Below are 22482 nucleotides of genomic sequence, written 5' to 3'. Positions count from 1 at the left end.
AGCCTACTGATGCGCCGCAGCACAGCGCCGGACGCCGACTGTCGGCGTCAGCGGCCCAGCCACGGTCAACCCACTGACCGGCGCACCGATTCGGCGATCGCGGCGAGCGCGGCGTCGTCGTGTACGGGCGCCCCCCACACCGGGTTCACCGGTAGCTCGACCCAGCTCGTGCAGCCCCCGTACTGCGCGGTGCGCTCGACTGGCACCGGTTCGGCCAGCGGGCTGACCTGGACCACCAGCACGGTCAGCCGGTGTTTCGGCCGAAAGTCCAGCCGGTCGGCCCGCACCGACTCGCCGGTCCAGATGTGCAGCGGCTCCAAGTCGACGACGGCCTCCTCGCGGTTCACCTCGACGGCGGCGACGACTTTCGCTCCGGCGCGCAGCGTCAGCGCTTCCTCGGTGCTGTCGGCCGCTGCCGGGCCGAGGAGGTCGCGGTGTTCGGGGCGCACCCGTTCGGCGTGGCTGTGGGCGACCGTCGGGAACAGCAGGAACCGCTCGGCGTCGAGACGGAATCGCTTCTCCCCGATACCGCCCTTGCGCAGAAGGACAGTCTGCCTGCCGTCGAGCAAGGCGTGCACGGCGGCACTCCACTCCTTGAGCGCCGGGGTGCTCACGCGAGATTGCGCCCGGCCCGCACCTCGGGCCGGCGCAGCGGCGGCACCCTCCTGGGTGGTTGACGTCGCGGCGGCAGCGCAGACAGCAGCCGAGCCGTCGTCGCGGTGACCTCGGCGACGGCGGTCTCGAACGCCTCCGCGTTGGCCGCCGTGGGGGTGAGCCCACTGACCTTGCGGACGTACTGCCGGGCCGCCGCCTCGATCTCCTCAGCCGTCGCCGCCGGCTCCAGACCGCGCAATTCGGTGATGTTTCGGCACATGACAGCCACGATAGGCGCCGAATCCAGCGTCTGGCACCGTGAGCAACGCCGAGGCCGTCATCGCCAGCCGGGCAGCGACTTCGCCGATCGGATCCGCCTCCATCCGGCCATTTGACTTCAACCCGACTTGAACCGGCAAACTGGAACCCATGAACGAACCCGTCACCGTAGTGAACCACCACGCCGGCCAGCCCGGCTTCGCCGGACTCACCGGTGTCTTGTTCGCCGTCGTGTTCCTGCTCGTCGGGCGCGGCAACGCCCGCCTCGCCGCCGACGTCGCCGGGGTGTCGGTCCACGATCGTGTCGTCGACGTCGGGTGTGGCCCCGGGACCGCCGCCCGGGTCGCGGCCCGCCGGGGCGCCCGGGTGACCGGTGTCGACCCGTCGGAAACCATGTTGAAGGTGGCGCGGGCGGTGACCCGCCGTCGCACCGCGGTGACGTGGATGCGGGGCGGGGCCGAGGCGCTGCCCGTGCCCGATGCGTCCGCGACGGTGGTGTGGGCGCTGGCCACGGTGCACCACTGGCCCGACGTCGAGGCGGCCCTGACCGAGATACACCGCGTGCTGTCTCCTGGCGGGCAGCTGCTCGTCGTGGAGCGTCAGGTGCAGCCCGGCGCCACGGGGTTCGCCAGCCACGGCTGGACCGCGCAGCAGGCCGAGACGTTCGCCGCCCTGTGCCGGTCAGCCGGCCTGACCGAGGTGCGCGTGACCGGACACGGACGCGGCCGTCGAGCCAGCTGGACCGTCCGCGGCCTCCGGCCCTCAAACCTTTGACCTCCCCGGTACCAACCAACGCCCCGACAGCGCCCGCGCCCCGACGAACACCAGCCGCAGCACCATGAACGTCGACAGCCCGGCCCAGATGCCGAGCAGTCCCCACCCGAACGCCAGCGCCAGCCAGATCAACGGCAGAAACCCGACCAGCGCGCTGATCAAGGTCGAGTTGCGCATGAACTTCACGTCGCCGGCACCCAGCAGTACCCCGTCGAGCGCGAAGACCACACCAGCGACCGGCAACTGCGCAACCAGGAACCACCACGGCACGCGGATCTCGTCGAGCACCGAACGGTCGTCGGTGAACACACCCGGCAGCACCGACGACCCGAAGGCGAACACCAGCGCCAACAGCCCGGCGGCCACCGTCGAGAAGGCGGTCACCCGCCACGCCACCGACTTGGCGTGCGGAAGGTGCCCGGCTCCCAGGGCCGCACCGACCAGCGACTGCGCTGCGATGGCGAGCGAATCGAGCACCAGCGCAAGGAAATTCCACAATTGCAGCACCACCTGGTGGGCCGCGACGGCGGCGGCGCCGAACCGTGCGGCCACCGCCCCTGCCGAGACGAAGCAGGCCTGGAACGCCAGGGTCCGCAGTACCAGGTCGCGGCCCATCACCACCTGCGCGCGCAGCACCGGTGGCTGCGGCCGCAGCGGTACCTTCTCCACGAACAACGCCCGACAGAACAGGATGGCGGCCAGCCACTGCCCGACCGCGTTGGCCACCGCCGAGCCTCCCAGCCCCATCTGCGGCGCGCCCAGCCAGCCGTACACCAACAGCGGGCACAGCACCGCCGACACCGCGAACCCGAGGACGACGTAGCGCAACGGCCGCATGGTGTCCTGCACGCCCCGCATCCACCCGTTGCCGGCCGCGGCGATGAGGATCGCGGGCACCGCGAGGCTGGCGATGCGCACCCACGGCAGCGCGGCGTCGGTTATCTCCCCGCGGGCGGCGAGCGCGGAGACCAACGGGACCGCCGTCGCCTGCACCGCCACCACGAGCGTCGTGCCGATGCCCAGGGCGAGCCAGGTGGCCTGGATGCCTTCTCCCACCGCCGCCGTCCGGTCGCCTGCGCCGTAGCACCGTGCCGCGCGCGCCGTCGTCCCGTACGAGAGGAACGTCAGTTGCGCACTAAGCACACCCATGACCAGCGCACCGATCGCCAGCCCGGCGAGGCTGAGCGCGCCCAGCCGGCCGACGACCGCGAGATCGAACAGTAGATAGATCGGTTCGGCGGCGAGCACGCCCAGCGCCGGGAACGCCAGCGCCGCGATGCGCCGGCTGCTCGCCGGCTCGACGGACGGAACGCCGTCGACCTCAGCCAAGTGCCGCCCTGAGCGACGCCACCACGTCGTCGGCGGGACCGCTGGCCGAATACCCGGCCGCCAGCCGGTGACCGCCGCCGCCGAACGCACTGGCCACCGACGTGAGGTCGATCGACTTCGCGCGCATCGACACCGACCATTGCTGGGGTTCGAGTTCCTTGAACACCGCGGCGACCTCGGCCTGCTGCGTGGTCCGGACGATGTCCACGATGCTCTCGACTTCTTCGGGCCGCGCTCCGGTCAACTCCTCGTGGGTGACCACCGCGTACACCAGTCCGCGGCCGTCCACCGCATCGGGAAGCAACCGGGCCGACCCCAGCACGCGGGACAGCATCGGCAGCCATGCGAACGGATGGGTGTCGAGCAGCGTCCGGCTGATCGCGGCGTTGTCCACGCCGATCTCGACCAGACGTGCGGCCAGCCGGTGCGCGCGTGCGCTGGCCCAGCGGAATGATCCGGTATCGGTGGTCAGGCCGGCGTAGAGGCAGTGCGCGACACCGAGGTCGATCGGCTTGTGCCACGCGTCGAGCAGCTCGGCGACCAACATCGTGGTCGAGTCCGCTGTCGGGTCGACATAGTTCGCCGTGCCGAACAGCTGATTGGACGCATGGTGGTCGATCACCAGCACGCGGCGTCCGGGCGTGGCAAGACCGCCCAACGCGCCGAGCCGGTTCACGCTCGGAATGTCCACGGTGACGACCAGGTCGGCGTCGCGGCGCATCTCCTCGGGAGTGACCAGCAGATGACCGCCGGGCAGCGACTGCAATGACTCCGGCAGGTTGGCGGGGGCGGCGAAACTGACCTCGACGCCCTTACCGGCGTGGTCGAGGACGAGCGCCAGCGCCAGACCGGCACCGATGGTGTCGGCGTCCGGATAGACATGGCAGACCACGCTGACGGTCGAGGCCGCGGCCAGGATGTCGGCCGCCCGGTATGCGTCTATGTGCGCGCCGGCAGGTACGTCAGTCGTCTTGTCGATTGCGGTCACCGGTGTCCTCAGCGTCGAGCGCGGCCTGAACTTCTCCAGACCCCCCGGCTTCGTCCCCCACCCCACTCACACGGTACGGGTCGGGCTCCCCCGCGTGCTTGGCGCCCTCGCGAACTCTCGCCAAACCCTCATCTGCGGCGCGTGCCCGGGCCAGCAACTGCTCCATCCGGTGCGCGGCGTCGGGCACCGTGTCGCGGACGAACGCCAGGGTCGGGGTGAATCGCACCCCGGTCCCGGCGCCCACCTTGGTGCGCAACACGCCCTTTGCCTTGTCCAGCGCGGCCGCCGCGCCGGCGTAATCCGGTTCCTCGTCGAGGCTGCGGCCCAACACCGTGTAGTACAGCGTCGCGTCGTGCAGATCGTTGGTCACCTTGGCGTCGGTGATCGTCACACCGGCCAGCCGCGGATCCTTGATCTCGTACTCGATCGCCGAGGCGACGATGGTGGAGATGCGCTTGGCCAACCGCCTCGCCCTTGCTGGGTCAGGCACAGCACTCCTCGTGCCAGCGCTCGTCGGCCATGCGTTATGTCCTCGCCTTCTCCACCAGTTCGTACGTCTCGACGACGTCGCCCTCTTTGATGTCCGAGTAGGTCAGCGTCAGACCGCATTCATACCCGTCGCGCACCTCGGTGACGTCCTCCTTCTCCCGCCGCAGCGAGGAGACGGTGAGGTTCTCGGCCACCACGACGTTGTCGCGCAGCAGGCGGGCCTTGGCGTTACGCCGCATGATGCCCGACTGGACCAGGCAACCGGCGATGTTGCCGACCTTCGACGACCGGAAGATCGCCCGGATCTCGGCGCGGCCGAGCTCGCGCTCCTCGTAGATCGGCTTGAGCATGCCCTTGAGCGCGCTCTCGATCTCGTCGATGGCCTGGTAGATCACCGAGTAGTACCGGATCTCAACGCCCTCGCGGTTGGCCAGCTCGGTGGCCTTGCCCTCGGCACGGACATTGAACCCGATGATGATCGCGTCCGAGGCCGACGCCAGGTTGACGTTGGTTTCGGTGACACCGCCCACACCGCGGTCGATGACACGCAGTTCCACCTCGTCGTCGACATCGATGCCCAGCAGGGACTCCTCGAGCGCCTCGACCGTTCCGGCGTTGTCGCCCTTGAGGATCAGATTCAGCTGGCTGGTTTCCTTCAGCGCCGAATCCAGGTCCTCCAGGCTGATGCGCTTGCGGCTGCGGGCGGCCAACGCGTTGCGCTTGCGCGCGCTGCGCCGGTCGGCGATCTGCCGGGCGATGCGGTCCTCGTCGACGACCAGGAGGTTGTCGCCCGCGCCGGGCACCGACGTGAAGCCGATGACCTGCACCGGCCGTGACGGCATGGCCGCCTCGACGTCGTCGCCGTGCTCGTCGACCATGCGGCGCACACGCCCGTAGGCGTCACCCGCGACGATCGAGTCGCCGACCCGCAGCGTGCCGCGCTGGATGAGCACGGTCGCAACGGGGCCGCGGCCACGGTCGAGGTGCGCCTCGATCGCCACACCCTGGGCCTCCATGTCGGGGTTGGCCCGTAGGTCCAGCGATGCGTCGGCGGTCAGCAGCACCGCTTCGAGCAGCGCGTCGATGTTGGTGCCCTGCTTGGCCGAGATGTCGACGAACATGGTGTCGCCGCCGTACTCCTCCGGGATGAGGCCGTACTCGGTGAGCTGTCCGCGGATCTTGGCCGGGTCGGCGCCCTCCTTGTCGATCTTGTTGACCGCCACCACGATCGGCACGTCGGCGGCCTGCGCGTGGTTGATGGCCTCCACCGTCTGGGGCATGACGCCGTCGTCGGCGGCGACCACGAGGATTGCGATGTCGGTGGCCTTGGCGCCACGGGCACGCATGGCGGTGAACGCCTCGTGACCAGGGGTGTCGATAAAGGTGATGAGCCGTTCGTTGCCCTCGAGCTCGGTGAGCACCTGGTAGGCACCGATGTGCTGGGTGATGCCGCCGGCCTCGCCCTCGCGGACGTTGGCTTGCCGGATCGTGTCCAGCAGTCGGGTCTTGCCGTGGTCGACGTGGCCCATGACGGTGACGACCGGCGGACGGATCTCCAGATCTTCTTCGCCGCCCTCGTCCTCGCCGTAGGTGAGGTCGAACGACTCGAGCAGTTCGCGGTCCTCGTCCTCGGGCGACACGACGTGCACGACGTAGTTCATCTCGCTGCCGAGCAGCTCGAGGGTCTCGTCGTTCACCGACTGAGTCGCGGTGACCATCTCACCGAGGTTGAACAGCGCCTGCACCAGAGAGGCCGGGTTGGCGTTGATCTTATCGGCGAAGTCGGACAGCGACGCGCCGCGGGCCAACCGGATGGTCTCGCCGTTGCCGTGCGGCAACCGCACGCCACCGACGACCGGCGCCTGCATGTTCTCGTACTCGGCGCGTTTCGCCCGCTTCGACTTGCGCCCCCGCTTCGGGGCGCCGCCGGGCCGGCCGAACGCCCCCGCAGCACCTCCGCGCTGCCCGGGCCGGCCGCCGCCGCCGGGACGGCCTCTGAAACCTCCAGCAGCCGCACCCCCTGCGCCGACGCCACCGCCGGCGCCACCGCCGCCGCGGTAGTTGCCACCGCCACCGCCGCCGCCGGGACCACCGGGGCGACCACCGCCGGCACCGGGCCCACGGCCACCGGGACCGGGGCGGGGCCCGCCGGGACGTCCTGCAGGAGCACCCGGACGGGGGCCAGCGGGACGCGGCGGCATGTTGTTGGGCGACATCCCGGGACGCGGTGTGCCGGGCCGGGGGGCTCCGGGACGCGGCTGCGGCCGAGGAATCGGCCGGTCCACGGGCTGTTGCGTGGAGAACGGGTTGTTGCCGACGCGCGGGGTGCGCGGTGCGGGCTTGGGCGCAGGGCCGGGTCGCGGACCTGGTGTCGGTCCCGTTCGCGACGGAGCAGATGCTGGTGCGGAAGCCGCGGGCTGAGCCGGTGCGGAGGCCGTGGGCTGGGCCGGGGCGGCCGGTTGTGGGACGGGCGCAGGTGCCGCGGGCTTGGGAGCCGCAGGCCTGGCCGGAGTGGGCGGCGCCGGAGTGGGCGGCGCCGGAGTGGGCGCTGTCGGGTTAGGGGCTGCCGGGTTAGGGGCTGTCGGCGTCGGTGCTGCAGCGGCAGCCGGTGTCGCGGGGGTGGGCGCCGGTGCGGCCGAGGCACCGTTGCCCGAATTCCTGGGCGGCGCGGATTTACCGGCGCCGAACTTTTCGCGCAACCGGCGCGCTACGGGTGCCTCGACGGTCGACGAGGCTGACTTGACGAACTCACCCTGCTCTTTGAGCGTTGTGAGCAATTCTTTGCTGGTGACACCGAGTTCCTTTGCCAACTCGTGTACGCGAGCCTTACCTGCCACTACATCTCCATCTCTAGAGGCGACAGCGGTGGTAGGCGCCGCGCCTCGGTTTAGCTATGACGCATGGTCATCGGGACTTCACGGTGTACTCATGTTCTTCGCTACCTGTTCTCTTGCCGGGTGAGGCGAACCCGCCGAAACACTCTCGACGTGCTCGATCACCGCGGATAGGTCCGGTGAACCGGTGATTCGCAGCGCTCGGACGAACGCTCGCCGCCGGATCGCCACGTGTAGACACTGCGCGTCGGGATGCAACCAAGCACCCCGCCCGGGCAGATTACCCGTTGTGTCCACGGTCACGGCGAATTCACCGTTCTCGTCGACCACAGCGGCCACTCGAAGCAGTTCGGCGGCCAACTCTCGTCTCCGGCATCCCACACATGTCCGCACGGGCCCCGAGGGAGCTGCCGTACTTCCATGCGGCGATACCGGAATCTCGCGCTGGCTCACGGTTGAGTCTAGCGCCCCGGTCCCCGGGAACCGAAACGGCCGTCGTACTACCTGTCACGTACTACCTGTCACGTACTACCTGTCACGTACTACCTGTCACGTACTACCTGTCACGTACTACCTGTCACGTACTACCTGTCACGTACTACCTGTCACGTACCGCCTACCTGTCACGTGCCGCCGATTCTGTCACGTACCGCCGATTGTGGTGCGTCGAAATTGGGCCGGTGCTGATCGGGCGGTGCCGCGTCGCTGCGGATGTCGATCCGCCACCCGGTCAGCCGGGCGGCCAGCCGGGCGTTCTGCCCTTCCTTGCCGATCGCCAGCGACAACTGGAAGTCGGGCACCACGACCCGCGCGGCGCGGGTCTGTTCGTCGATGACACCGACCGAGAGCACCTTGGCCGGCGACAGCGCGTTGGCGACGAACCGGGCCGGGTCCTCGTCGTAGTCGATGATGTCGATCTTCTCGCCGGACAGTTCGCTCATCACGTTGCGGACCCGCTGGCCCATCGGCCCGATGCAGGCGCCCTTGGCGTTCAGGCCGGGAACGCGCGAGGCCACCGCGATCTTCGACCGGTGCCCGGCCTCGCGAGCCACCGCGACGATGTCGACCGAACCCTCGTTGATCTCGGGGACCTCGAGGCTGAACAGTTTCCGCACCAGGTTCGGGTGCGTACGCGACAGGGTGATCAGAGGTTCCCGGGCGCCGCGGGCCACGCCGACGACGTAGCAGCGCAGCCGGTCGCCGTGCTCGTAGCGTTCACCGGGCACCTGCTCGGCGGACGGGATGACGCCCTCGTTGCCCTTGATCTCGCTGCCCATCCGCACCACGACCAGACCGCGGGCGTTCGCGCGCGCGTCACGCTGGATGACTCCCGCGACGATGTCCCCCTCGCGGGCGGAGAACTCGCCGTAGTTCTTCTCGTTCTCCGCGTCTCGCAGACGCTGCAGGATGACCTGGCGCGCGGTGGTGGCCGCGATCCGGCCGAAGCCCTCAGGGGTGTCGTCCCATTCCTGGATGAGGTTGCCGTCGGCGTCGGTCTCGCGCGCCATCACCTTCACCGCACCGCTCTTGCGGTCGATGTCGATGCGCGCATCCGACTGGTGACCTTCGGTGTGACGGTATGCGGTCAGCAGCGCCGACTTGATCGTCTCGACGACGACGTCGACCGAAATACCCTTGTCGGCCTCGATGGCATGCAGGGCCGCCATGTCGATGTTCATGCGCCGGCCTCCTCTCCCGATTGGCCGGTCAACTCCAGCTCACGCTGGCCGGGCGGTGCGAATTCCACCTGGACAACGGCTCTGAGGATTGCCTCCAACGGCAACTCGCACACGGAGAACTTGGCGCGGGCTCCTTCGCGGACCACCAGCGACACCGACCTGCCGCCGTCGGTCAGCGCACCCACCCGACCGGTCAGCTGCGAACCGTCGGACAGGGTCAGTTCAACTTTGCGTCCACGGGCCCGCCGGAAGTGCTTCTCGGTGGTCAGCGGCCGGTCCACCCCTGGTGAGCTGACCTCCAGGACGTAGCTGGCAGCGCCGACCGACTCGTCGATCCGGTCGAGTTGTTCGGACGCCGAGCGCGACAGGGTCGCGATGGTGTCCAGGTCGAGCGGGCGGTCGCCGTCGACGACGACGGTGATGTGCGGCGGGCGTGCCCCGCCGTCGATGACGACGTTCTCGATTTCATATCCGGCGCGGGCGAACTCGCCGTCGAGTAGCTCCATCACCTGCTCCTGCGACGGCAACCCCGCCGGCCGCAACTTCGGCTCCGGTGCCACGACGAGCTCCTCATCTTGAGTTGTCTGAACGCATGCCGGCGGTCGGGCCACGGTGGCCGCCGGAATCGACTATTCACGATACGCCAGGCGCGCCGGGGCACACAGCGAACGCACCAGCACCCGACGCGCTCGGTCTCGCGCAGCGGACGGCTGTGCCGGCAATGGCAGGATGTTTCCCGTGCCGAGCACCCCCGACAGAATCAGCAGGCGAGGTCTGCTGGCCGGCACCGCGGTGCTGGCGGTGCTGGGCGTGTCCGCCGCTGCGTGCGGGTCCGCACCGCCGCCACCGGAGGTCGACGAGCTGGCCGCCCAGCTCGACCGGGCGCGAGCCGACAGCCGGCTGGCCACCGACGCCGCCGAAACCGCGCGCCCGCCGTTGAAACAGGCACTGACTGCGGTGGCCGCCGAACGCGACGCGCACGCCCGTGCGCTCGCCGACGAGCTCGTCCGTCTAGTCGGCACCGAAGCCCCGACCAGCACCCCGTCGATCAGCACGGCGGAACCGGCCAGACCACCGACGGTTCGCGATGTCGTCGGCGCCCTGCGCCAGTCCGCCGAGAGCGCCACCGGGCTCGCTGCGCAGATGTCGGGCTACCGCGCCGGTCTGCTGGGGTCGATCGCCGCGGCCTGTACCGCGGCGTGGCAGGTCGCGCTGGCGCCACCACCGAGGGACACGCCGTGACCTCTGTCGAACCGACCCCGGACCTCGATATGCCGTCCCGCCCCGCGGACAGCGCGGACGGCGCGCTGTATGACGCGATCGCCACCGAACACGCCACGATCTACGGATACGGCCTGGTGTCGGCGCATTCCCCGCCCGACGTGAACTGGCTGGTGTCGGCGTCGTTCGCCGAGCATCGGGAACGCCGGGAGGCCGCGATCGCACTGTTGGAGAAGGGGGAGGTGGAGAAGGGGGAGGTGGAGAAGGGCGAGGTGGAGAAGGGCGAGGTGGAGCCCCCGCTGCCGGCGGCCGGCTACCAGGTGCCGATGCGGGTCGACGATCCCCGGGACGCCGCCAAGCTCGCCGTCCGGATGGAAAAGGACGGCGCCGCGGCGTGGCGGGCAGTCGTCGAACAGGCCACCGGAACCGAGGGCCGGGCCTTCGGACTCAGGGCCCTGACGGAGTCGGCGGTCGCGGCGGCGCGGTGGACGCAGATCGTCGGCACCGATCCGGTCACCGTCGCCTTCCCCGGCGGCAACGAGTAGCGCTACGTCGATACGCGTTACCGCACGGCGGCGAGGATCTCCATCGCCGCGTCGTCGGCGCCGATCTCCCGCTTCTCGCCGCTGAACCGGTCGCGCAGCTCGACGACACCGTCGCCCCAGCCGCGGCCCACCACGACGATCCACGGCAGGCCGAGCAGTTCGGCATCCTTGAACTTGACCCCCGGGGAGGATCTGCGGTCATCGAGCAGCACCTCGAGTCCCAGCCGGTCCAGCTCGCCGGCCAGTTCGGTGGCGCCGGTGCGGGCCGCGTCGTCCTTGTTGGCAATCACCACGTGGACGTCGAACGGGGACACCGCGGGAGGCCACCGCAGCCCCAGCTCGTCGTGCTGCTGTTCGGCGATCACGGCCACCAGCCGCGACACCCCGATGCCATAGGACCCCATGGTCAACCGGACCGGTTTGCCGTCCTCGCCGAGGACGTCGGCATTGAACGCCTCGGTGTACTTGTGGCCCAGCTGGAAGATGTGGCCGATCTCGATACCGCGCGCACTGACCAGCGGCCCCGCCCCGTCCGGTGACGGATCACCGTCGCGCACCTCGGCGGCCTCGATCGTCCCGTCCGCCTGGAAGTCGCGGCCAGCGACGAGTCCGACGACATGCTTGCCGGGGGCGTCCGCACCGGTGATCCACGCCGTGCCGTCCACGATCCGCGGGTCGACGAGGTAGCGAACACCGTTGTCGAGCAACGCCTTTGGACCCACATAACCCTTGACCAGGAACGGGTGCTTGGCGAAGTCGGAGTCGTCGAGCAGCGCGTACTCCGCCGGTTCCAGCGCCGCACCGAGCCGCTTGTCGTCGACCTCACGGTCACCCGGCACCCCGACGGCCAGCAGCTCCCACTCCCCGCCCGGTTCACGGACCTTGAGCAGGACGTTCTTCAGGGTATCCGCGGCGGTCACCGCGCGGCCGGCGAAGCTGGGCAGGTCGGCGCTGTTGGCCCAGTCGACGAGCGTCGCAATCGTCGGAGCGTCCGGGGTCTCGTAGACGACCGCCGCCGGCTGTCCCTCGATGGGCAGCGCCTCGGGCACCCGGGTCAGCACCGCCTCGACGTTGGCGGCGTAGCCGGATTCCAGGCAACGCACGAACGTGTCCTCACCGACCTCGCTCTCGGCCAGGAACTCCTCGGATGCGCTGCCCCCCATGGCACCTGACACCGCGGCGACGATCACGTACCGCAGGCCGAGGCGGGCGAAGATCCGCTGATACGCCTCCCGGTGCAGGTGGTAGGCGGTCTTGAGACCGTCGTCGTCGACGTCGAACGAGTACGAGTCCTTCATGACGAACTCCCGGCCGCGCAGGATGCCGGCGCGCGGGCGGGCCTCGTCACGGTATTTGGTCTGAATCTGGAACAGGATCAGCGGGAAGTCCTTGTAGGAGCTGTACTCGCCCTTCACCGTGAGCGTGAACAGCTCCTCGTGGGTGGGCCCCAGCAGGTAGTCGTTGTCGCGGCGGTCCTTGAGCCGGAACAGGGTGTCCCCGTACTCCGTCCACCGGTTGGTCGTCTCGTACGGTGCCCGCGGCAGCAGCGCGGGGAACAGGATCTCCTGGCCGCCGATCGCCGTCATCTCGTCGCGGACTATCTGCTCGATCTTTCGGTACACACGCAGCCCGAGGGGCAGCCAGGTGTAGAGGCCGGGGCCGACGGGGCGAACGTAGCCGGCCCGGATGAGGAGCTTGTGGCTGGGCACCTCCGCGTCGGCGGGATCGTCGCGCAGGGTACGCAGGAACAGCTCGGACATGCGGGTGATCACAGCCGACCACCTTAGCCGTCGGCCAGGTCACCGACAGTGGTCGGCCAGCTCACAACTCGCCGGCGTCGATCGCGTCTTTGACTTCCTGGGCGTGCGCCACCTGCTGGGAGGTGTAGCCGATCAGCAGCGCTGCACCGCCGACGAGGACCGCCACGGCGGCCACCCACAGCAACCCGTAGGTGTAGCCGGCGTCGAGCGCGGTCAACTGTGTGGAGTCCATGTTCTTCACCGGGCCGGTGGTGCCACCGAGGTACAGCGTACGTGAGGTGATCACGGCCTGGATGATGGCCAGCACCACCGGTCCACCCAGGTTCTGCATCACCAGCGTGATCGCCGAGACCGGACCGATCTGGTCGAAGCCGACGCCGGCGATGGCCGAGAGCATCAGCGCGACGAAAATGATGCCGATGCCGATGCCGCCCACTACCAGCGGGAGCACCAGGTTCGGGAAGTACGGGATACCCGCGTTGAGTGTCGAGCCGTACAGCATGGCGCCGAGGACCAGCACGCCGCCGGAGATGACCAGGACCCGTGGCGGCAACACTGACACCAACTGCGACGACAGCGCCAGGCCGATGCCCATCGCGATGGCGAACGGGATGAATCCGATACCGGCACGCAGCGGGCTGTAGCCCAGGATGTCCTGTACGTAGAGCCCGATGAGCACCGACAACGTGAACATCACCCCGCCCGCGAGGAAGACCGCCCCGAAGGTGGCGACGCGGTTGCGGTCGCGGAACAGCGAGAACGGCACCACGGGGTTCTCCGCGGTGCGTTCGACCAGGACGAATGCGATGAGGAAGACGCCCGCGGCCACGATCGAGCCGACGGTGATCGGTGACGCCCAGCCCTTCTCGGGCCCCATAGAGAAGCCGAACACCGCGGCGGTACAGCCGAGCGTGGCGAGAATGGCCCCCGACGCGTCGAGCTTCATGCGCTCCCTGTGCGTCTCACGGAGCGAGGTGTGCGCCAGGTAGAGGATCAACAGACCGATCGGGACGTTCACCATGAACGCCCACCGCCACGAGAGCTCGGTCAGCGCGCCGCCGACGACGAGTCCCATGACCGAACCGACGCCGGTCATCGCCGCGAACACCGCCGTGGCGGCGTTGCGTGCCGGGCCCTTCGGGAAGGTCGTCGCCACCAGCGCCAGGGCGGTCGGCGAGGCGATCGCTGCGCCGATGCCCTGCAGCAGGCGGGCGACCACCAGAGTGGCCTCGTTCCACGCGATGCCACACAGCAGCGAGGCGATGGTGAACAGGGCGACGCCGACGATGAACGTCCGCTTGCGGCCGATCGTGTCGCCGAGTCGGCCGCCAAGCAGCATCAGTCCGCCGAACGTGAGCACGTAGGCCGTGATCACCCAGCTGCGGCCGGCGTCGGACAGATCGAGCGCATCTTGGATCTTGGGGAGCGCGACGATGGCGATGGTGCCGTCCATCGTGGCCATGAGCTGCATGCCGGCGATCGCGATCACCGCGGCGAAGAAGCGCCGCGACGGGAGCCAGGCGGGAGTCCTACCGCTACGAGCGGTCACGGGGTTGACCGGCGCGGACGCCGCCCGGTTCTTGCCCGCCCGGTTCTTGCCCTCCTCAGCGTCGCGGATCATGGCTGCGCGCTCCTCGTCATTGAGAGCCGTCATAGCGGGTACCTTACAGTACTCTTAGGAATCGTTTACCCGCCGAGGGCTGCGACCGGCCCGATCACGATGATCGCCGGGGGCCGGATACCCTCCGCGCTCATTCGTTCCGACGCGTCGAGGAGCGTTGCCCGCAACGTGCGTTGCGCCGTCGTGGTGCCGTGCTGAACGACGAGCACCGGCGTATCCGCAGGTCGCCCGCCGTCGATCAGTGCTTTGGTGAACAACTCGACGCGTTCGACCGCCATCAGCAAAACAATCGTGCCGGTGAGGGCGGCCAGGGCATCCCAATTCACTAACGATTCCGGGTGATCCGGCGCAACATGCCCGCTGACCACCACGAATTCATGCGTCACGTGCCGGTGGGTGACGGGCACACCGGCCAACGCCGGGACTCCTATGGCGCTGGTCACCCCGGGTACGACGGTCACCGGGATACCGGCGTCGACGCAGGCGAGCACCTCTTCGTACCCGCGCGCGAAGACGAACGGGTCACCACCCTTGAGGCGGACGACGAACTTGCCCGCCGAGGCCCGGTCGATCAGCACCTGGTTGATGGCGTCCTGCCCCATCGCCCGGCCGTACGGGATCTTGGCGGCATCGATCACCTCGACGTGCGGCGGTAGCTCGGCGAGCAGCTCCTGTGGGGCCAGCCGGTCGGCCACGACGACGTCGGCCTGTGCGAGCAGACGGCGCCCCCGCACCGTGATGAGTTCCGGGTCGCCGGGACCTCCGCCGACCAGCGCGACGCCGGTGGTGACCGTCTCCGAGTCGTCCCCCGAGATGACCCCGCTGGCGAGGGCCTCGCGGATGGCCGACCGGATGGCCGCCGAACGGCGATGCTCACCACCGGCGAGGACCCCGACCGACAGCCCCTCGTACTCGAAGGTCGCGGGCGTGACGGCAGTGCCCTCGCGGGCGACGTCGGCGCGCACGCAGAAGATGTGGCGGCGTTCGGCTTCGGCGACGACTGCCGCGTTGACGTCCGGATCGTCGGTTGCGGCGATGACGTACCACGCGCCGTCGAGGTCCCCGACGCGGAAATCGCGCAGTGTCAGTGTGATTCCGGTCATAGCCTCGACGGCGGGTGTGGCGGCGCGGGCGATGACGTGCACGTCGGCGGCGTTCGCGATCAACAGCGGCAGCCGGCGCTGCGCGACCGTGCCGGCACCGACGATGACGACCTTCCTGCCTGCGAGCCGCAGGCCGACGAGGTAGGCGTTATCGGTCACCCGGCGAGCTTAGAGCGTGCGGCCGATGCGACGAAGCGGGCGATGGCGTGCGGGTGTGCGGCCGGGTGGGTGTGCAGGTAGCCCGCGTGCACACCGCGGTGCACCACCCCGTCGGTGACGGTCCCCGCCGGCCCGCCGGCGACGTGCCAGGCCGGCTGGTACCGCTCGGCGAATGTGACGGCGGTGCGGTGGAACTCGTGGCCGGTGACCCGCTCCCCCGCGCGGTGCAACGGCGAGTCGGTGGTCGCGATGGCCTGCCGGTAGCCCAGCGTGAGGCGCTCGGTGAACCACGCCGAACCCGACAGCACTCCGCACATCGGCTGGCCGTCGAGGTCGTCGGCGAGGTAGGTCAGCCCCGCACACTCAGCGTGGATAGGTGCCCCGAGCGCTGCCAGCTGCGCGATCTGTTGGCGTACAGGCGTGTTGGCGGATAGGTCGGCGCCGTGCTGTTCGGGGAAGCCGCCGGGGATCACCAGCGCCGACGTGTCCTGGGGGAGGTCGTCGGTCATCGGGTCGAATTCGACGACCTGTGCGCCGGCCGCGCGCAGCAGTTCACTGTGTTCCGGATAGCCGAAGGTGAACGCCTTTCCGGCGGCCAGTGCGACGGTCACACCGGGAGGAGCGGCACCGACGAGGGGATCCCAGGGTGCATCCGCGACGGCGGCGTGCGCGCTGCCGACGACGGCGTCGAGGTCGATGTGGCGCGCGACGAGGTCGGTCATCGCGGCGATCGCGTCGTAGGCTGCGCGTCCGTGTTCGACCGCGGTGACCAGGCCGAGATGACGGGACGGGACGGTCAGCGCCTCGGTCCGCGGGATGGACCCGAAGACAGGCAGTCCGGCGTGTTCGCACCCCTGCCGTAGCACCTCCTCGTGGCGCGGGGTGCCGACCCGGTTGAGGACCACGCCGGCGATGCGGGTGTGCGCGTCGAAGGTCGAGAAGCCGTGCAGCAGTGCGGCGATGCTGTGGCTCTGCCCGCGGGCGTCGACGACGAGGACCACCGGCGCACCGAGCAGGCCGGCCACGTGCGCGGTGGAGCCCGTTGCGGGGCCGAACATCTGGTCGTCGATGCGCCCGTCGAACAGTCCCATGACACCCTCGACGACGGCGATGTCGGTGCCCGCGGAGCCGTGCGCATACAGCGGGCCGATCAGCTGTTCGCCGACGAGGACCGGGTCGAGGTTGCGGCCGGGGCGACCGGTCGCCAGGGCGTGGTAACCGGGGTCGATGAAGTCCGGGCCGACCTTGAACGGCGCGACCGCATGTCCGGCCCGCCGTAGCGCCCCCATGAGACCCGTTGCGAACGTGGTCTTTCCGCTACCAGAGGCGGGCGCGGCGACGACGACGGCGGGAACGCTCACGCGCTCACCACTCGATGCCCTTCTGACCTTTGCGGCCCGCGTCCATCGGGTGTTTGACCTTGGTCATCTCGGTCACCAGATCGGCGGCGTCGATCAACCCCTGCGGCGCATCCCGGCCGGTGACCACGACGTGCTGCCTGCCCGGACGTGAGCGGAGCACCTCGACCACCTCGTCGACGTCGACCCAGCCCCACCTGAGCGGATAGGTGAACTCGTCGAGCACATAGAAGTCGTGGCGCTCCTCGGCGAGCCGGTGGCAGATCTCGGCCCACCCGTCGGCCGCCGCGGCCGCGTGGTCGTCGTCGCTGCCCGACTTGCGCGACCACGACCAGCCCGACCCCATCTTGTGCCATTCGACGGCGCCGCCGGCGCCGTGCTGGTCATGCAGGCGGCCGAGCTCACCGAACACCGACTCCTCGCCGACCTTCCACTTCGCGCTTTTGACGAACTGGAACACCGCGATGTCGAAGCCCTGGTTCCACGCGCGCAGCGCCATGCCGAACGCGGCGGTCGACTTGCCCTTGCCCGGCCCGGTGTGCACGGCCAGCAGCGGTGCGTTTCGCCGGGCGCGGGTGGTCAGCCCGTCGTCGGGGACGGTCGCGGGACGGCCCTGCGGCATGGGTTCCTCCGTTAGGCGGCGGTGCGGTCGGACTGGGTGACCAGCCGGGTGAGATCGTCGGCTCGCAGGTGAGCCAGGCGGACGGCAGGCGCGCGCAGCGCAACCGCGAGTTCTTCGGCCAGCCCCAGCCGCACGAACGACGTCTCGCAGTCGACGACCACGGCGGCGGCGCCTTCGGCCACCAGGCGGGCGGCAGCCTGCCGCATGCGGCCCAACGGGTCCGGTCCCCCGGTGGCGCGGCCGTCGGTCAGCACGACGACAAGACAGCGGCGGGTGCGGTCGCGGGCCTTCTCCCGGACGACGACGTCGCGGGCGGCGAGCAGTCCTTCCGCCAGTGGCGTCTTACCGCCGGTGTCGAACCGCGACAGCCGGCGGCCGGCAATGTAGACCGACGTCGTGGGCGGCAGCAGCAGCGTGGCCTGCCGCTGCCGGAACGTGATCACCGCGACCTTGTCGCGCCGCTGGTAGGCGTCGCGCAGCAGGGACAGTGTGGCGCCGCCGACCGCGGCCATCCGGTCGCGCGCCGCCATCGAGCCAGAGGCGTCGACGACGAAGACCACCAGGTTGCCCTCGTGGCCTGCACGCACGGCGCGGCGCACGTCCTGCACTCCTGGCCGGGGCCGGCCCGGGATGCGCTGGTTCTCCGCGGCGGCCAGCAGCGTGCCGAAGACGTGCAGACCGTGTCCGGTGTCGGCGGCGGCGGTGGACGCCACGACGGTGCCGGTGCGATTGCGGGCCCGGGACCGCCGTCCGGGCGCACCCTCTCCGACGCCGGGCACCACGAGGGTCTTGGTCTTGAAGACCGCAGACGGGTCGCCGCTGCGGCGGGTCTGAGTCGACGACGAACCACCCTGCGGGCGTGACGGTGCCGACGATTCCCTGGAGGCTCCCGCGCCTGGCGGTTCCGGCGGCGGTTCGGGGTCGGGGTTGCCGTCGGGGGAGTCGGCGGATTCACCGGCCTGTTCCATCGCCTCGTCGAGGCGCTTCGGGTCGAGGCCGGGATCGTCGAACGGGTCGCGCCTGCGCCGGTGTGGCAGCGCAAGCTCGGCCGCCACCCGGATGTCCTCCTCGCCGACGGTGAGTTCCCCCCGCCAGGCGGCGTGCGCCACCGCGGTGCGCGCCACTACCAGGTCGGCTCGCATCCCGTCCACGTCGAACGCCGCGCACAGCCCGGCGATCCGTCGTAGCTCGTTGTGCGGCAAGGCCACAGATGGCACCAGCGCACGCGCATCGGCCACCCGCCGGGCCAGTTCGGCGTCGTGCTCGGCGTGGCGGTCGGCGAAGCCGGCCGGGTCGGCCTCGAACGCCATCCGGGCGCGGATCACCTCGACGCGGACGTCGACGTCGCGCGACGCCGCGACGTCCACGGTGAGCCCGAACCGGTCTAGCAACTGCGGACGCAGTTCGCCCTCTTCGGGATTCATCGTGCCGATCAGCACGAATCGCGCCTCGTGAGTGTGCGAGACGCCGTCCCGTTCGACGTGCACGCGGCCCATCGCGGCCGCGTCGAGCAGCACGTCGACCAGGTGGTCGTGCAGCAGGTTGACCTCGTCGACGTACAGCACGCCACCGTGGGCGCGCGCGAGCAGGCCCGGCGAGAAGGCATGTTCGCCGTCGCGTAGCACCTTCTGCAGGTCCAGCGATCCGACGACGCGGTCCTCGGTGGCCCCGATCGGTAGTTCGACGAGCGCACCACCGTCGACGCGGGACAGGATGTGCGCCAGGCCGCGCACGGCGGTCGATTTCGCGGTGCCCTTCTCGCCGCGGATCAGCACGCCGCCGATCTCGGGACGCACGGCGCACAGCAGCAGGGCCAGCAGCAGCCGGTCGTGCCCGACGATGGCGCTGAACGGATAGGTGGGCGTCGTGGGCTCGGTCACGGGTGGGCCGTCCCGGAAGCCGGCCGCAGCATGGGTACGTGCGGGATGCCGTCGTCGACGAATTGATCACCGGCACGGACGAATCCGTGCCGGGCGTACATGGCCTCGAGATAGGTTTGGGCGTCGATGCGGCACGGGTGGTCGCCGACGTCGGCGAGTGCGGCCTGCATCAGCCGAGCGGTGTGGCCGTGGCCGCGGGCGTCCTTGCGGGTGCAGACGCGGCCGATGCGGAATCCCTTCTGGCCGCCGGGATGTTCCTCCATCAACCGCAGTGTGGAGATCACCTCACCGTCGGAACCCTCCAGCCAGAAGTGACGGGTCTCGGCGAGCAGGTCTCGACCGTCGAGTTCCGGGTACGGGCAGGCCTGTTCGACGACGAAGACCTCCACCCGCAGTTTGAGAAGTTCGTACAGCGTCGCCGCGTCGAGGTCCTTGGCCCAGCTGCGGCGCAGCCCCACCGTCATCGTCGCACCACGTCAGGCAGTCACCGCGGTCGAACGCGACCCATCGGACTGATGGTGCTCGGTGTCGGGGCCGCCGATCGGCAGACCCGAGGCCGGGCGGTCGAGTTGAAGGACCTTGGTGCCGTGTGCCCAGACCTCTGCGAACAACTTGGGGTCCTCGGACAGTTTGACGCCGAGCGAGGGCACGATCTCCTTGAGCTTCGGCAGCCAGGCGGTGTAGCGATCGCCGAAGCAGCGCTCCATCACGTCGAGCATCGCGGGCACCGCGGTGGATGCGCCGGGTGAAGCCCCGAGCAGACCCGCGATGCTGCCGTCCTTGGCGGCCAGGACCGTGGTGCCGAACTCCAGGACTCCGCCCCTGCCCTTGCGGCGGATCACCTGCACCCGTTGACCGGCGATGTCGAGTTCCCAGTCGGAGTTGCGGGCGCTGGGGGCGAAGTCACGCAGCGACTCCACCCGGTCGGCCTCGCTGAGCAGTAGCTGACCGATGAGGTATTTGAGCAGTCCCATCTCGGTGAGCCCGACGCCGAGCATCGACGCCAGGTTGTTCGGCTTGACCGAGAACGGCAGGTCGGTCACCTTGCCCTGCTTGAGGAACTTCGGCGACCAGCCCGCGAACGGTCCGAACAAGAGCCAGGACTTCCCGTTGATGACACGGGTGTCGAGGTGCGGCACCGACATCGGCGGCGCACCCAGCGGCGGCATCCCGTAGACCTTGGCCTGGTGCCTCGCCGTCAGCTCGGGGTTGCCGCTGCGCAACCACTGCCCGCCGACCGGGAACCCGCCGAAGCCCTTGGCCTCCTCGATGCCAGCCTTCTGTAGCAGCGGCAAGGCGCCGCCGCCCGCGCCGATGAAGACGAACTTCGCGTTGATCTTGCGTTTGGCGCCTGTGCGGCGGTTGATCGCCTTGACCGCCCAGCTGCCGTCGGACTGCTGGTCCAGGTCGCGGACCTCGTGGCCGAACAGCGTCGTCATCCCGCGCTGGGCGGAGTAGCCGATCAGCTGACGCGACAGCGAGCCGAAATCGATGTCGGTGCCGTCCTGGGTCCAGTTCAGGGCGACCGGTTCGCGAAAGTCCCGCTTCTCGGCCATGAACGGGAGCCGCCGGGCGAACTCATCGCGGCCCTCGATGTACTCCATCGTGGCGAATAGCGGGTTGGTGACCAACGCGTCGTAACGGGCCCGCAGGTACCGCACGTTCTTCGCACCGCTGACGAAGCTGACGTGCGGGATCGGATTGATGAAGTTTCGCACGTCGGGCAGCACACCGTTCTCCACGGCGTAGCTCCAGAACTGCCGCGACACCTGGAACTGCTCGTTCACGTGCACCGCTTTGCTGATGTCGATGCACCCGCCAGGGCCCTCCGGCGTGTAGTTGAGCTCGCACAGCGCGGAGTGCCCGGTGCCGGCGTTGTTCCACGCGTCGCTGCTCTCGGCGGCCGCGCCGTCGAGCCGCTCGATCAGGGTGATGGACCAGTCCGGCTCGAGAAGCTTGAGCAGAACACTGAGTGTGGCGCTCATGATGCCGGCACCGACCAGCACGACGTCGGTCTTGGCTACCTGTGCATCGGACACGGAATCAGACACCTCATCGGTCCTTTTCGTCGCGGCTGTGGGACGGCCTACCCGGCTCAAGGTTATCCCGCTGTGGTGTTCGGGAACCGCGCGGCCACTGTGCCATCGCTCACCGCTGTCGCCTGCAGCGTTATGACGCCGCCTAAGGTGACATCCGTGAGCACCCAGGGGCCGAGCTGGGAAGCCGACGTGCTGCCCGACTATCACCGGCACACGATGACGCTGGGCCGCGATCCGGATGGGGAAGGTGACCTGGTCGCGACGATCGTGCGGCGGGGTGGGTCGCAGCCGCAGGCCCGTCACGCCGTGTTGCTGGTGCACGGTTTCACCGACTACTTCTTCCACACCGAACTCGCCGATCACCTGGCCGACCGGGGATTCGCCTTCTACGCAGTTGACCTCCACAAATGCGGTCGGTCACGGCGCGACGGGCAGACCCCGCACTTCACAACGGACCTGGCGCGCTATGACGGTGAGCTCGAGCAGAGTCTGCGGATCGTCGGGCAGGAGACCCAGGCCGCGGTGCTGGTGGTCGGCCATTCCGCCGGTGGGTTGATCGTGTCCCTGTGGCTCGACCGGCTGCGGCGACGAGGGATGACCGAGCGACTCGGCGTGACCGGCCTGGTGCTCAACAGCCCGTGGTTCGACCTGCAGGGGCCGGCCGTGCTCCGCTCGGCGGCCACCTCGGCCGCCCTGGGGGCGGTGTCGCGGTTCGGGAAGCGCCGCATCGTGCGGACGCCCAACCCGGGCGGCGGCTACGGCGCCACCCTGCACCGGGACTTCGCGGGCGAGTTCGACTACAACCTCGAGTGGAAGCCGGTCGGCGGCTTCCCGGTGACGGCGGGATGGGTGCACGCCATCCGCCGCGGCCACGCCCGGCTGCACCGGGGGCTGGACGTCGGCGTGCCCAACCTGATTCTGCGGTCGGACCACAGTGTGCGGGAAGCACCCGATCCCGATGCGATGCAGCGGGGCGACGCGGTGCTCGACGTCACGCACATCGCCCGCTGGGCGGGCTGCGTCGGCAATCGCAGCACCATCGCACCGATCGTCGACGCCAAACACGACGTGTTCCTTTCGCTCACCGAGCCGCGACTGGCGGCCTACGGTGAACTGGACCGCTGGCTCGACTGGTATCTGGCCGAGGACCGGGCTACCGGGCGAGCGAAGCGACGGGAAATATAGACGGTGCGAGCGAAGCGACGGGG

General features: G+C 69.7%; 21 protein-coding genes. 4 read left to right on the top strand and 17 right to left on the bottom strand.

The window, feature by feature from the left end; translation table 11 throughout:
• Positions 1-65 precede the first annotated feature (65 nt).
• Both G6N07_RS07190 and G6N07_RS07185 read right to left on the bottom strand, forming a co-directional pair.
• On the bottom strand, positions 66-614 hold the full coding sequence (locus tag G6N07_RS07190; RefSeq protein ID WP_085191033.1) for a DUF1802 family protein: 549 nt from the start codon (positions 612-614) through the stop codon (positions 66-68).
• On the bottom strand, positions 611-874 hold the full coding sequence (locus tag G6N07_RS07185; RefSeq protein ID WP_085191035.1) for a DUF2277 family protein: 264 nt from the start codon (positions 872-874) through the stop codon (positions 611-613). Before G6N07_RS07185 ends, G6N07_RS07190 begins: the two co-directional genes overlap by 4 nt.
• 149 nt (positions 875-1023) lie before the next feature.
• Here G6N07_RS07185 and G6N07_RS07180 point away from each other — a divergent pair, with 149 nt between their 5' ends.
• Positions 1024-1647, top strand: a complete 624-nt coding sequence (locus tag G6N07_RS07180) for a class I SAM-dependent methyltransferase (protein WP_085191036.1) — start codon at positions 1024-1026, stop codon at positions 1645-1647.
• On the opposite strand, the gene G6N07_RS07175 is transcribed toward G6N07_RS07180, so the two are convergent.
• The 7 genes from G6N07_RS07175 to rimP all read right to left on the bottom strand — a co-directional run bounded on the left by G6N07_RS07175 (position 1636) and on the right by rimP (position 9526).
• The gene (locus tag G6N07_RS07175) at positions 1636-2976 is read right to left on the bottom strand and encodes an MATE family efflux transporter (protein WP_085191038.1); all 1341 of its coding nucleotides are present in this window, start codon (positions 2974-2976) and stop codon (positions 1636-1638) included. The genes G6N07_RS07180 and G6N07_RS07175 overlap by 12 nt on opposite strands.
• Positions 2969-3964 (bottom strand): DHH family phosphoesterase, encoded by a 996-nt coding sequence (locus tag G6N07_RS07170; RefSeq protein ID WP_085191040.1) that lies wholly within the window; start codon positions 3962-3964, stop codon positions 2969-2971. Before G6N07_RS07170 ends, G6N07_RS07175 begins: the two co-directional genes overlap by 8 nt.
• Entirely contained in the window at positions 3939-4454 is a 516-nt protein-coding gene (gene rbfA / locus G6N07_RS07165; RefSeq protein ID WP_085191041.1) for a 30S ribosome-binding factor RbfA, read from the bottom strand. The genes G6N07_RS07170 and rbfA overlap by 26 nt, the downstream gene beginning before the upstream one ends.
• A 34-nt stretch (positions 4455-4488) precedes the next feature.
• Positions 4489-7290, bottom strand: a complete 2802-nt coding sequence (gene infB, locus G6N07_RS07160) for a translation initiation factor IF-2 (protein WP_085191043.1) — start codon at positions 7288-7290, stop codon at positions 4489-4491.
• A 78-nt stretch (positions 7291-7368) separates the two neighbouring features.
• Positions 7369-7617 carry a YlxR family protein gene (locus G6N07_RS07155; RefSeq protein WP_404822154.1) on the bottom strand — a complete coding sequence of 83 codons (249 nt, stop codon included), beginning with the start codon at positions 7615-7617 and terminating at the stop codon, positions 7369-7371.
• 293 nt (positions 7618-7910) lie between these two features.
• A complete protein-coding gene (gene nusA, locus G6N07_RS07150) occupies positions 7911-8966 on the bottom strand; it encodes a transcription termination factor NusA (RefSeq protein WP_085191047.1) in 1056 nt (351 codons plus the stop codon).
• Positions 8963-9526 carry a ribosome maturation factor RimP gene (rimP, locus tag G6N07_RS07145; protein WP_085191049.1) on the bottom strand — a complete coding sequence of 188 codons (564 nt, stop codon included), beginning with the start codon at positions 9524-9526 and terminating at the stop codon, positions 8963-8965. Before rimP ends, nusA begins: the two co-directional genes overlap by 4 nt.
• Positions 9527-9695: 169 nt before the next feature.
• Between rimP and G6N07_RS07140 the strand changes: the two genes are divergently transcribed.
• Positions 9696-10208: a ferritin family protein gene (locus G6N07_RS07140; RefSeq protein WP_085191051.1), complete on the top strand. Its 513-nt coding sequence runs from the start codon at positions 9696-9698 to the stop codon at positions 10206-10208.
• The gene (locus G6N07_RS07135) at positions 10205-10732 is read left to right on the top strand and encodes a ferritin-like domain-containing protein (RefSeq protein WP_085191186.1); all 528 of its coding nucleotides are present in this window, start codon (positions 10205-10207) and stop codon (positions 10730-10732) included. Before G6N07_RS07140 ends, G6N07_RS07135 begins: the two co-directional genes overlap by 4 nt.
• 17 nt (positions 10733-10749) lie before the next feature.
• Here the strand turns inward: G6N07_RS07135 and G6N07_RS07130 are convergent, their stop codons facing one another.
• The 8 genes from G6N07_RS07130 to mqo are packed head-to-tail and all read right to left on the bottom strand — an operon-like array spanning position 10750 to position 21220.
• A complete protein-coding gene (locus tag G6N07_RS07130; RefSeq protein WP_085191053.1) occupies positions 10750-12504 on the bottom strand; it encodes a proline--tRNA ligase in 1755 nt (584 codons plus the stop codon).
• 49 nt (positions 12505-12553) lie between these two features.
• The gene (locus G6N07_RS07125; RefSeq protein ID WP_085191055.1) at positions 12554-14146 is read right to left on the bottom strand and encodes an MFS transporter; all 1593 of its coding nucleotides are present in this window, start codon (positions 14144-14146) and stop codon (positions 12554-12556) included.
• 32 nt (positions 14147-14178) lie between these two features.
• Positions 14179-15375, bottom strand: coding sequence for a uroporphyrinogen-III C-methyltransferase (cobA, locus tag G6N07_RS07120; RefSeq protein ID WP_085191057.1), 1197 nt, complete (start codon positions 15373-15375; stop codon positions 14179-14181).
• Entirely contained in the window at positions 15372-16736 is a 1365-nt protein-coding gene (locus G6N07_RS07115) for a cobyrinic acid a,c-diamide synthase CobB (protein ID WP_085191059.1), read from the bottom strand. Before G6N07_RS07115 ends, cobA begins: the two co-directional genes overlap by 4 nt.
• Positions 16737-16740: 4 nt before the next feature.
• Positions 16741-17355, bottom strand: a complete 615-nt coding sequence (gene cobO, locus G6N07_RS07110) for a cob(I)yrinic acid a,c-diamide adenosyltransferase (protein WP_085191061.1) — start codon at positions 17353-17355, stop codon at positions 16741-16743.
• Between the two features lie 11 nt (positions 17356-17366).
• A complete protein-coding gene (locus G6N07_RS07105) occupies positions 17367-19235 on the bottom strand; it encodes a magnesium chelatase subunit D family protein (RefSeq protein ID WP_085191063.1) in 1869 nt (622 codons plus the stop codon).
• Entirely contained in the window at positions 19232-19699 is a 468-nt protein-coding gene (locus tag G6N07_RS07100; protein WP_085191065.1) for a GNAT family N-acetyltransferase, read from the bottom strand. Before G6N07_RS07100 ends, G6N07_RS07105 begins: the two co-directional genes overlap by 4 nt.
• Before the next feature lie 12 nt (positions 19700-19711).
• Positions 19712-21220 carry a malate dehydrogenase (quinone) gene (gene mqo / locus G6N07_RS07095; RefSeq protein ID WP_235849770.1) on the bottom strand — a complete coding sequence of 503 codons (1509 nt, stop codon included), beginning with the start codon at positions 21218-21220 and terminating at the stop codon, positions 19712-19714.
• Between the two features lie 270 nt (positions 21221-21490).
• On the opposite strand from mqo, the gene G6N07_RS07090 reads away from it, so the two are divergent.
• Positions 21491-22459, top strand: coding sequence for an alpha/beta hydrolase (locus G6N07_RS07090; protein ID WP_275990738.1), 969 nt, complete (start codon positions 21491-21493; stop codon positions 22457-22459).
• Positions 22460-22482 lie beyond the last annotated feature (23 nt).

It is taken from the genome of Mycolicibacterium doricum (assembly GCF_010728155.1).
Taxonomy (GTDB): Bacteria; Actinomycetota; Actinomycetes; order Mycobacteriales; family Mycobacteriaceae; genus Mycobacterium; species Mycobacterium doricum.
Note: the sequence above shows the minus strand (reverse complement) of the source record. Positions and strands in the feature narration are given on the sequence as shown.